The organism is Spirosoma migulaei, assembly GCF_054776855.1.
In genome coordinates this window covers 653,883-663,875 of sequence record NZ_BAAHBG010000022.1, presented here as the reverse complement: position 1 = coordinate 663,875, position 9,993 = coordinate 653,883, and the positions used below count along the sequence as shown (strand labels likewise).

Here is a 9,993-nt window from a genome sequence, read left to right as displayed (position 1 = left end):
TTGATTAAACGCACAAACCTAGAAAAATACAACGCCCTCCACAAGTATTGTCCTTGATCCGTTATTCCTGTCAAAAAACGAAAACCCTATAAAAAAGATAAGGTTCCCTGAACATTGCAGAGAACCCTATACTGACTATTCCTAAACCCTTAACCTTTTCTACATGAAAAACTAACTTTTACTCTTTTCTGTTCCAAATACCTGACTAATTCGGCATTTATTCCAAATTACTGAATTTCAGGCATTTCGCTGGTTGGTTGATTGGCATTCCAGATAAAATTAATCATCCGGGTTGTATGGTCAGCCTGGTTCATCCAGCGATTGGCGTTTGCATCTTTGTGCTTGGCCAGTTTATTAGTTAGCTGAGCCGCAGCTTCGTTGAACTTTGCACGGTCGGTAGCACTGAGAGTCAGCACAGCGGCCGGGTTTTGGTTGTACAACGAGACAACGCTCATAAAGTTTTGCCAGTTGGTAGTATTTACAAACTTGGCAACGTTTTGTTCGATATACGAAGCAAAAAGCTTCTGCGAACCATTGACAAGCATAGTACTTGCCGGCTTGTTGGCTGCCGGGCTATCATCAGTGTTGGTGGTGGTAGCCGCGTTTGCCTGTGAAATCACTAACCCTAATCCAAGAATTACTGATGCAAAGATAACACGCGTTTTCATTGATTTGTTCTATTTGGTTTTGATTACTGAACGCACAAATGTCTATAGAAATTCCTAAACTGCAAAGGCCCATATAGGGCCTTTGCAGAATATTATTCCGAATATAATGCTGAATTTATGCCTTTTTTTTGATTGATAGCTTATTTTTACCTTAAAAACCAAATGATATATTGGTTTGCTGGTCATTGATATCTATAAAATATGTCTTCGTAAAATTATAAAATTCTTTAAAAAGTTATATCATTGGTTGTAATTATTCATAGCATTCTGTATGCCCATAGTACAAAAACTGAGTGCGGCATTACCAGCCCGGTCCAAATAGTCTGGTAACTGGATCATTTCATCTTCCGGAAACTCCCCTAATACGAAATCAACCTGCCTACCTTTCGAGAAATTATTGCCAATTCCAACCCGAAGCCGGGCGTATTCCTGGGTGTTCAACACGTCGTCGATGCTTTTCAAACCGTTATGTCCACCTGGCGACCCTTTGGGCTTCAGGCGAAGCTTACCAAACGGTAAATCTTTATCGTCGGTGATAATCAGGATGTTTTCGACAGGAATGTTCTCCTGCTTCATGTAATACAGCACAGCCTTACCGCTGAGGTTCATATAGGTGGTTGGCTTTATGAAAAACAACTGTTTGCCTTTATACTGCCATTTGGCGGTATAGGCCAGGCGAGTCATCGAGAAAGTAAAGCCATGTTGTGCGGCCAGCCGGTCGAGAACCATAAAGCCAGCATTATGACGGGTAAGTGCATACTCAGGGCCAATGTTGCCCAGTCCAACAATCAAAAATTTCATAACTAGTCAATTCAGTAAGGCTACTGACTCGCGATAGGTTGTTTGGGTGCCATCGGGAAACTGGCAGTCCAGTCGGTAGATATAGACACCAACCGGGGCAGCCTGACCATTCAGTTGGCCATCCCAAAGTGGTTCACCACTTGATAGCACAAAATTAGCACGATTATAAATCACTGCGCCCCAGCGATCATAAACCGTAAACCGGGAAATGGTTAGCGATGGAAACGTAAAGTACAGCGTGAGCGCATCGTTGTGGTTGTCCTGGTTGGGAGAAAATGCCGTGGGTAGATGAACGAGGTTGGCACAGTCGAGCGAAACAAGAACCGGTTGGGAAATTGCGCAACCCTGATTATCACGGATCGTCAGCGTATAAGCCCCGCCACTCAGGCCCGAAAATGCGGTTGTACGCTGAAATAGGTTTCCATCCAGCGAGTACTCATCCAGTTCTGTCGTCCGTGTTGAGCTAATAAGCAGAGTCCCATTCTGCTGGCCACAGGCTGCACCGGTTATCCGCACATCCACCGGTTGCGGCCCTGTACTGGCAGCCACGCTAACCGACTGACTGACTGTACAGCCCGCACTGTCCCGGACTGTAAGTAAATACGTACCGGTTTTTAATCCGCTAAAATTGGTGCCGGGCTGGAATGTCTGGTTATCGATACTGTATTGGATCGGTTTTGTACCTCCCGATGTGCTCAGCGTTACCTCACCATTCGCTTGCCCACAGGTTGTGGATATAGCATCAGTACTCAAAATAACCATCGGCTTGAAAGCCGGTACACTTAGTGCTCGATTTACTTCACAACCGTTCGCATCGCGCACCCGAAAGGTATAGGTTCCTCCTGCCACCTTCGTAAATAGCGGACTTGCCTGAAATGAAACTCCATAGTCGATGGAGTAAATCAGAGGAGCTTTGCCACCCGAAGCCACCACACTTACTTCCCCATTGGCCGTTTCGCAGTGAGGGGGTGTACTTTTTAGGCTGGTAATAGTTGGAGCGGTATCGGCCGTAATCGTAACGGGTTGTGCTGCCTGACAACCCGCAGAATCTTTGGCAACCACCGTATAGGAACCGGGATTAAGGCTGGTGAACAACGGAGTTGACTGAAATGCGCCCCCGTTCAGGCTATACTGCCAGCCCGTTGAGCCCGAAGCGACCACTTCTATCGATCCGTTCGTTTTGTCGCAGCCTGAATTGGTAGACGTTGCTTTGATGGTAGGTTCGATAACCTCAACCGTGATAGGGACGGGCGGACTTTCGTTTTGGTAGAGTGTCTGGGTAATATAAAACGTTGTGGTCTGCGATACTTTGGGCGTATAGCTATTCCCTGTTGCCAGTAGATTTGTTCCCGAAGCCGATGAATACCAACGGATGTTTTTACCCGTAACCACTAAATTGATGGGGATGCCTTTGCAGGTAGTATGCCTGGATTTTAGCACAATTCGATACAGCTCCACCTTGCCACCCGCTACATCAGTACAGGTCGTGCCATTCACAATGTTCTCGTAGGTACCAATCAGACTTTCGTCAATAGGGTTGTAGGTTACAGTGCCTCGCCAGAAACAAATATTTTTAACGGCTGTGCTGCCATTTTTGTCTGACTCGCTAAACGTTACTGTTGAGCCCGAGATATCTCCTTTTATATAAGCAACTCCGCCAAACGGCACCGACGGATTCGATGTTTGGGCTGTACCACTTAATGTAAAAGTAGCTTGATTGATCTGGAGCGCATAATTATAGATAATCTGCTTGGGGTCAGCGGGATACGTTACGCCGAGCCAGAAGCCACCAATAGCTGGTTGTGCTATGCTTTTGAAAAAAACAAGCCCGAATACCAGTAAAAATCCAAGTGTAAAGCTTCGGTTCATAGCCATGGTTTGTGCAGTACACAAACAGATCAATCGCACTGCTAAGGTAGGTAGAATTAAGGAATAGGTATATTTTTGACAGGATTACAGGATGAACAGGATTTTGTCAGCAGAGAAATCCTGTTCATCCTGTAATCCTGTCGATAAAAGAAACTTGCCTTCGCTGCACAATTAAGTAACGACTACCGACTATTACGACTTCCTGACTATTTTTACTTCATGAACCAACAACGCCTGATTCTGTCTAGCCCGCTACTTGAAATAGTAATTAGCCGGTTGGCCCAGCAATTAATAGAAACGTACCAGGATTTTGCCGATACCGTTCTTCTGGGCATGCAGCCCCGTGGCATTTATTTTGCCGAGCGGGTTGCCCGCGAACTGAACCGGGCGCTAGGTCAAACGGTGCCGCTGGGGTATTTAGACGCTACTTTCTACCGCGATGATTTCCGCCGACGCGATACCCCGCTGCGTCCCAATACAACCCATGTTCCATTTATCATTGAAAATAAACGAGTCATTCTGATTGATGATGTGCTGGCCACCGGCCGGATGGTTCGGGCGGCACTCGATGCCATGACTGCCTTTGGACGACCGAGGAAAGTTGAACTCCTGGTGCTGGTTGACCGTCGATATAATCGGGACTTACCCATAAAACCCGATTATACCGGCAAGCGTGTTAACACACTTGAATCGCAGCAAGTGTTAGTTGAGTGGACCGAACAGGGAGCCGACGCTGACCGTATCTGGTTAGTGGGTTGATCCAAAACTCTTGTTAAATTGACGCTCTGTTTAGCCTGATGGAAATACTCAGTTTGTACTCTTTATGTTTGAGTATATATAGCTAGCAATCTGAAGGAAACAGTTAATGATAATATTTTAATAATTAAGGGCTTAATTAGACCATTTCATGCAACTTGTAGAAATAGGGATTGGCAAGTTTTTTGTAATTTAGCAGACCGTAACTAATTCTATGAGACGTCTGCAACGACTATTCGTTTTCTTTTTTGCTCTAAGCATTTTCTGTAATACAGTACAAGCGCAGACTGAATATACGGTTACCGGCCTGGTAACGGATGCTCATACCGGAGAACCCATACCGTTTGCCAGCGTTGCCCTGCTTGGCCGCCGGAGCGGTACGCTTACTGATGAGAAAGGTCGCTATACACTGAAAGTTAAAATCCTGTCAGACTCATTAGCCGTGAGTTCCATGGGGTATAAAGCCCTACGGCAGGCTATTGATCCCGAACGCCCGTCGCAGGCGGTTGATTTTAAACTTATGCCCGCCGGTACGGCTTTGCAGGAGGTGACCGTACGGGCGGGCGAAAACCCGGCCTGGCGCGTGCTTCGGCAGGTACGGAAAAATCGCTCCATCAATGATCGCAAGCGACTGGCCGCTTATGAATATGATAGCTACGTTAAAACCGACATTGCCTTAAGTCATGTAACGGAACGAATGCGACGTAATCCGCTCATCAAGCGGATCAACGAAGCTATGAGTAAACAGGATTCGATCGTTGATGATGAAGGGCATCGCTTATTACCGTTACTGGCCTCTGAGTCTGTGTCGCGCTATTATTATAGAACTGGTCCCGAACGAAAACGGGAAGATATCCGAAAAACACGAATTAAAGGGGTAGCCGTCGATGACGCCGGGCTTAGTTCGCAGTTGCTGGGCGGAACGAACTTAGTGAGCCAGAATTTCTACGACAATTACATTCCCATTCTGGGTAAGGATTTTGCCTCACCCATTGGGGATAACTGGAAAAACTGGTACGAGTTTTTTCTGGCCGATACCACTCAGATTGGCGACCATATCTGCTACGAAATTCAGTTTGACCCCAAACGAAAGGAAGACCTGGCGTTTATCGGGAAAGCCTGGATCGACACAACTACATTTGCCCTTTGCCAGATCGAAACCAAAATTGGTCAAGGGGCCAACCTGAACTATGTGCGTGCCCTGACCATTGAGCAGGAACTGGAATCCACCACCGACTCCACAGCGGGCGCTTCGGGTACGGCGGGCTGGTTGCCGGTAAGTATTAAGCTGTCGGCTAGCCTGACAGGGGTGGGAAAACAATCATTGGGGTTACGAGCTCAGGTGAGCCTTCGCAACAGCAATATCATTGTGAACCGACCCCGGCCAACGGGCTTTTATGAACAGCCCATTGAACCCAGCGATACGGTGGCTACCAGCAATGATGCCTACTGGCATTCCGTACAACGGAATCTTGCGGGATCGGATTCGTTGAGTAAAGAAGACCAGAAGACGCGCCAGATAATCGACAAACTGCGGGCCGTACCAGCGGTGAAGATGGCTGAGGCTGTGGGGCAGGTGGCCATCACCGGTTTTTATAAACTTGGAGGATTTGATCTGGGACCCTATCCCTATCTGTTCGCCGTAAATAGTGTTGAAGGCCTGCGGACCCGAATCGGGTTTCGAACCAATGAGCAATTCAGTCGTAATTGGGTACTACGAGGCTATTTAGCCTACGGTACATTGGATCATGAATTCAAATACGGTGGCGAAGTCGATTATCTATTCTCACGGCAGCACTGGACTGTGGCGGGTGTTCGCATTGCGAATGACTTGGAGCGTTTAGGACTAACGCCTGAGTTGATTGGAGGTAATCGGATTTTCTACGCCCTGAGTCGCTTTGGACGGTATCGGGGTGGCTATCAGAGCTATCAGAAAGAAGTTTTCTTCAAAACCGAGCCCGTCAAAGGGATTTTACTAACGGCTATGTTGGGTAGTCGGACATTCAACCCACTTTTCCCATTTCATTATAGGCTGGATCCTGGGTTGGGTGAACAGTCACCTTTGCGGTCCGATATTGACGATGCCTACTGGTCAATTGAAGCGCGCCTTGCCCGCAAAGAAAAATACATCATGGATGGTAACGAGCGGATCACACTGGGCACCAAACGGGCACCTGTTCTTACGATTCGCTACACACGCGGTTTGAAAGCACTCGGAGGTGAATACGACTACCACCGGATTACACTACGGGCGCAGCAGTCCCTGCGGCTAGGGGCACTTGGCCGGATGACCTATTTGCTGTCGGCAGGGTATACGCCTTCTGTTATGCCCGCTCCGATGCTGTTTCCGCACATTGGTAACCCAACTCCATTGCTGACGACTAATACCTTTAACCGGATGCAGTTCTATGAATTCGTGAGTGATCGGTTTGTGGCCGTTCACGTACAGCACCGGTTTGAAGGATTGCTATTTAACCGTATACCTGGTATCCGAAAACTGAACTGGCGATTGATTGCCAATTTTGATGCACTCTGGGGAAGTTTGTCAAAGGAGAACCAGGCAGTGGCGAGTGTTAAACCGTTGCCAGATGGCGTAAGACCCATTTATTTTGGTGCTCTCGACGGTGCTAAACCGTATATGGAAGTTGGTTACGGAATCGATAACATCTTTAAACTCATTCGGATTCAGGCCATCCACCGGTTGAATTACCTGGATGATGGCCCAAATGGCATTCCGCTTAATTCGTTTGCCCTAAAAGCATCAGCAACGCTTAGTTTTTAAGTACTCATTTCCCCATCCATTTCTTAAACTCCATGGCCCGTTCGCGGCTTACCAGCACTTCGTCGTCGGGGGTAGGGCGGAGGGTTAGTTTGAGTTTGTTGTTAAAGTACGAATGAACCTGCTGAACGGAGCTGATCTCGACAACAAACTGTCGGTTCGCGCGGAAAAACTGAGTGGGTTCCAGCATCGCTTCCAATTCATCGAGCGTATAATCGACCGAAAACTTCTGGTTGGCACGGGTACGGAAGAGACTCACACCGTCTTCGGAATAGAAATAAGCAATGTCGGCTACGTCGATGGGTAGCCACTGAGACAGGTGTTTGACTAAAAAGCGTTTCCGATACTCGGTGGGTTGGATCTGCTGGCGAAGCTGCTGAACCAGGGCGTTGATCGTAGCCGTTCCCATTGGCTCTACCGCTGGTTGCGTAACTAACCGTCGTTGTTTAGCTAAACTAGCTTCCAGTTCCTGCCGTTTGATGGGTTTGAGCAGGTAGTCGATGCTGTTGACCTTGAATGCCTTCAGCGCATACTCATCGTAGGAGGTCGTGAAAATTATGGGCGACTCGACGGCTGTCTGTTCAAATATCTCAAAACTCTGCCCATCGGCCAGTTCAATATCCATCAAAATCAGATCAGGAGCGGGGTTATCCTGGAGCCAGGCCACCGATGCCCGTACGCTGGCCGTTGTGCCAACGATCTGTAGCGTAGGGTCAACATCCTGCAACAATTTTGTCAGCTTGCGGACCGCTAATTCTTCATCTTCAACGATCAGTACATTCATAATCAAACGCGTTTATCAAGTCTCGCTTTTATAGTCTATTAAATGTAGCAATTACTGGGCTTGTCTGCCAGCAGTCTTTTGAATGAAACCGCAAAATCAGGGGGTGAATTTGCATAAACTACTCCTGAACTGTAGAGTGTTTTTTTCTGAACGGTCAGGAAAAGCATCATGGGTATCAGGCGGCAGCGCTTACCAATTTCTCCGAACTGATTAGTGGTAAGGTTACTGTAAAATAAGGTGCTTCGTCCACCACATCTACATCGCCCACGCCCAGCAACCGATACTTATTGATAATGTTACTCAACCCTACCTGATTCGATACCGCATGAACCGCTTTGCGTTGCAGGTTATTCTGCACCACCAGCCTGCCATCGTCGCGGGTTTCGATACGGATATGCAGCGGCTGCTCAGGTAAAATGACATTGTGCTTTACGGCATTTTCCAGCAATAGTTGCAGCGTTAACGGGGGGAGTTGATAGGTGTAATAGTGCTCACTGATAACTTCCTCTAGCTGAAGGTGTTCGCCATGGCGGGTTCGTAATAAGTGGAAATACGATCGGGTAAATCTCAGTTCCTGATCCAGCGTTGCCAGTTCAGTTTCGTTGGCTCGTAACAGGTACCGATAAACACTACTCATTTCATCAATGAATTTCTGGGCCTGATCCGGGTCTTCTTCAATCAGCGAAGAAAGCGAGTTAAGCGCATTGAACAGGAAATGTGGACTGATTTGCCCTTTGAGACCATCAAGCTGGCTCCGTAAGTTAGCCTGCTGAAGTTGATCTGCTTCCCGAAGAGCGGCATCCCATTGTTCGAAGGTATAAATGCTTTCATGAACTATATTGACAAGTAGGTTGCCTATAGCACTGATAATGAGCGTCCATTGAAGGTGAGTTTCATTGAATACGTAGCCTGGAAAGTGTACCCAGGCATAGCCATAGAAAAAGCCAAGAATCATGGTCGACGACATAACGACGTGAATACTCCAGGCAAGGCATAAGCGCAGGGCCGTTTGTCGGATATGCGGAAATCGTTTTCGAAGCCAGAGGGCAGGAACCGCATGCAGGAAGTAGGCGGGTGTCCAGAAAATGATGATACTGATGGTAGCGGGCAAGAATACATTGATATCCTCGAAATAAGCAAAACCAAACAGGGCATAATTGAGTAAACCGAAATAAACGGGTAGAATATACAGCGCGATACGGGTGTCCTGTTGAGTGAAAATGTTCAGGTTCACGGGTGGTCAGCTGGCTAAGAGGTTAAGTTCGATCGAATGCTGCGTCGTCAGTGGTAGTGTAACACTGAATAGTTGGTCGTTGTCGAAGATGTACAAGGAGGGTAAGCCCAGGGCCGAAAACTGGGCCGCTAGCTGGCCCAGCCCTCCTGATGGTGTTGCCACCTGCACTAATTTTCGCTGGAGCAGGTTACTCACCTCAAGTCGGTTGCCTGCTAAATAACGAACTGTAATGGTTAGCGGATTATTCGTGGATAAACTGTTATAGCGAATGGCATTATCGACCAGTATTTGTAAGGTTAATGGCGGTAATAGCAGATCAGATGCGGCTGGGTTTGTCTCAATATGCCAGCGTAGAGCGGCCCCATAGCGCTCATTGAGTAAATACCGATACGCATCCAGAAATGCCAGCTCATCGGTTAATGATACCAATGAGCGCTGGCCCGCCTGAAGCATGTAGCGGTATACACTCGCCAGCTCGTCCAGAAATGCACCAGCCCTACGACGGTCTTCGCTAATCAGAGCCGATAATGAGTTCAGACTGTTAAACAGAAAGTGCGGATTTACCTGATTTTTCAACTGGGCTAACTCATTCAGTAACCGATTTTTCTTGACTGCTTCGGCTTTCTCCACAGCTAATCTGTACTGCCGCAAATTGTAAGAGCCCTCGTAATAACTGCCAACGACTACCACAAAAAATAACGCCATGGCCACCGGGAGCAGATAATCGTCGGGAAAAATAGGTTTCGGGATACGACCACTCGGGTCGAGCTGATACATCGTCCAGGTCTCTACGAGTTGGTCAAATACCGTGAAGAGGGAGTAGCCTCCGAATGTTTTCCAGATTCGTTTACGGGTATTTGGTCGGCCTGGATATTGCTGCCGCACCTTTATCACCCACCAGAGTAGCAAGTGCCAGAGAAACGTGGTAGAAATGAGTCCCCATACGACTGTGAGAGCAACTAGCTGTTCATCGTACCCATAAGCCGCAATCGTAAGCAATACAAACGGCAATACGGCCACCGGAATACCAATCAGGCGTACCCAGCGGTCGTTAAGTGCGTCGAACGAAAGCGCAGAGAGAGGAACGTTCATAGACGAAAAT

At 47.6% G+C, this 9,993-nt stretch carries 8 protein-coding genes; 2 read left to right on the top strand and 6 right to left on the bottom strand.

The window, feature by feature from the left end; translation table 11 throughout:
* Positions 1–227: 227 nt before the first annotated feature.
* The 3 genes from ACYVGO_RS23985 to ACYVGO_RS23975 form a co-directional block, all read right to left on the bottom strand.
* A complete protein-coding gene (locus tag ACYVGO_RS23985) occupies positions 228–668 on the bottom strand; it encodes a hypothetical protein (protein WP_142771605.1) in 441 nt (146 codons plus the stop codon).
* A gap of 240 nt (positions 669–908) precedes the next feature.
* Entirely contained in the window at positions 909–1,469 is a 561-nt protein-coding gene (pth, locus tag ACYVGO_RS23980) for an aminoacyl-tRNA hydrolase (protein ID WP_460971439.1), read from the bottom strand.
* A 6-nt stretch (positions 1,470–1,475) separates the two neighbouring features.
* Complete coding sequence (locus tag ACYVGO_RS23975) at positions 1,476–3,338, bottom strand: T9SS type B sorting domain-containing protein (RefSeq protein ID WP_460971438.1); 1,863 nt, start codon at positions 3,336–3,338, stop codon at positions 1,476–1,478.
* Between the two features lie 219 nt (positions 3,339–3,557).
* On the opposite strand from ACYVGO_RS23975, the gene pyrR reads away from it, so the two are divergent.
* Entirely contained in the window at positions 3,558–4,097 is a 540-nt protein-coding gene (gene pyrR, locus ACYVGO_RS23970) for a bifunctional pyr operon transcriptional regulator/uracil phosphoribosyltransferase PyrR (RefSeq protein WP_142771608.1), read from the top strand.
* A gap of 211 nt (positions 4,098–4,308) precedes the next feature.
* Positions 4,309–6,876: a DUF5686 and carboxypeptidase-like regulatory domain-containing protein gene (locus ACYVGO_RS23965; RefSeq protein WP_142771609.1), complete on the top strand. Its 2,568-nt coding sequence runs from the start codon at positions 4,309–4,311 to the stop codon at positions 6,874–6,876.
* A 4-nt stretch (positions 6,877–6,880) separates the two neighbouring features.
* On the opposite strand, the gene ACYVGO_RS23960 is transcribed toward ACYVGO_RS23965, so the two are convergent.
* The 3 genes from ACYVGO_RS23960 to ACYVGO_RS23950 form a co-directional block, all read right to left on the bottom strand.
* Entirely contained in the window at positions 6,881–7,657 is a 777-nt protein-coding gene (locus ACYVGO_RS23960) for a LytR/AlgR family response regulator transcription factor (protein ID WP_142771610.1), read from the bottom strand.
* 175 nt (positions 7,658–7,832) lie between these two features.
* Entirely contained in the window at positions 7,833–8,891 is a 1,059-nt protein-coding gene (locus ACYVGO_RS23955; protein WP_142771611.1) for a sensor histidine kinase, read from the bottom strand.
* Between the two features lie 6 nt (positions 8,892–8,897).
* A complete protein-coding gene (locus tag ACYVGO_RS23950; RefSeq protein ID WP_460971437.1) occupies positions 8,898–9,983 on the bottom strand; it encodes a sensor histidine kinase in 1,086 nt (361 codons plus the stop codon).
* Between the last annotated feature and the right edge of the window lie 10 nt (positions 9,984–9,993).